Annotated in this window: 2 protein-coding genes; one reads left to right on the plus strand and one right to left on the minus strand. The window is 67.9% G+C overall.

Annotated features, from left to right (window positions below):
• Positions 1-721: glycosyltransferase (locus ELR45_RS15350; protein WP_205856640.1), on the plus strand; the 721-nt coding region annotated here is incomplete at its 5' end.
• 82 nt (positions 722-803) lie between these two features.
• Here the strand turns inward: ELR45_RS15350 and ELR45_RS37905 are convergent.
• Positions 804-1,379: PTS transporter subunit EIIC (locus ELR45_RS37905; protein WP_205856641.1), on the minus strand; the 576-nt coding region annotated here is incomplete at its 5' end.

Here is a 1,379-nt window from a genome sequence, read left to right on the forward strand (position 1 = left end):
ACACGGATGGCACGTTGGGAACGTGGTGACGGCTAGGAGTATCGATGGTCTCACCGCCCCCGGTCCGGCGGCGGTACCGCATCAGCATGGTTCTCCGTCGGCGAGCCGACACGGCGCCGGACTGACGGTCGACGCCGGCTACGTCGTGTTCGTCGGCTGGATGCTGCCGGCCGGTGGTGCTGATCGTGCGATCTGCATCGCTCGCCGGGCGGGCAAGCGGATCGTGCTCATGGCCCGCGTATGGGAGCTCGCCGAACGTCAGTACTTCCTCGACTCCATCGAGCCGTTGCTCGGCGCCGATGCGGTGTTCGTCGGCGACGTGGCCGGAGAGAGAAGACTGGAGCTGCTTGAAGCGGCGGATGCACTGGTCACTCCGGCTCGGTGGCCGGAGTCGCTGGTGCGCGTCTTCTTCGAGGCGGTCGCCACCGGGACGCCGATCGTGGCGCTGCGCGACGGCATCGCAGCGGACGTCATCGAAGACGGGAAGACCGGATACCTCTGCGGCGGCGACGACGAGATCGCCCGCATGCTTGTGTACACCGTCGACATCGACCACGTCAGACGAGGGACCCATCCGGCCGGTGCGCCGTCGGGAGCGCCGCCCAGAGTGCCGTGGCCATGCCACGCCGAGCCCGCGCATGGCATACCCCTGCGGCTGCCGCCGCCCGGTACCCGGTTGGGGCGGGGCCGATGGCGTCGTGCGGCCATTGGCGCCCCGTGATCTGGCAGGCGCGGCGATACACCTGAGGGGGTGTATCGCCACGCTACGCCGCGCCCATCATGAAAGGGGCCTGGCTTGCGGATCAGCGCTTGTCGTCGTCATCGGAGTCTTGCTCGATGATCGGTGGCAGATCGCCGTCGCGGTCGCGGCCGGCCGGCCGTGCCGCCTCGCCGGACGGGCCGCTTCCTGTCTCGCCCGGTGCCTGTTGCGTGCCTGAGCCTTCGGATCCGGCGTCCGCACCGGTGTCCCTGCTGGCCACCATCTCGGCGGCCTCTTCACCGAGCGAGGCTTCGATCTCCTCGCTCTCCTCCTCACGGCCCGGTGTTCGCATGTTCCACTTGGTGATCACCCAACGGAACAGGAAGTAGTAGATGACCGCGTAGCCCAACCCGATGACGATCAGCCACCCAGGTGCTTCGGCTATCCGGAAGTTGAGCAAGTAGTCCGTCGCCCCGGCCGAGAATCCGAAGCCGTCCCGGATACCCAGGGCGTTCACGAGGGCTAGCGAGGTGCCGGTCAGCACGGCGTGGATGAAGTACAGCGGGTACGCGACGAACAGGAACGAGAACTCCAGCGGCTCGGTGACACCGGTCAGGAACGACGTCAGTGCGCCGGTGAGCATGATGCCGCCGACGATCTTCTTCTGCCGCGGGCGGGC

The organism is Phytoactinopolyspora endophytica (genome assembly GCF_004138495.1).
In the GTDB taxonomy this organism is placed as follows: Bacteria; Actinomycetota; Actinomycetes; order Jiangellales; family Jiangellaceae; genus Phytoactinopolyspora; species Phytoactinopolyspora endophytica.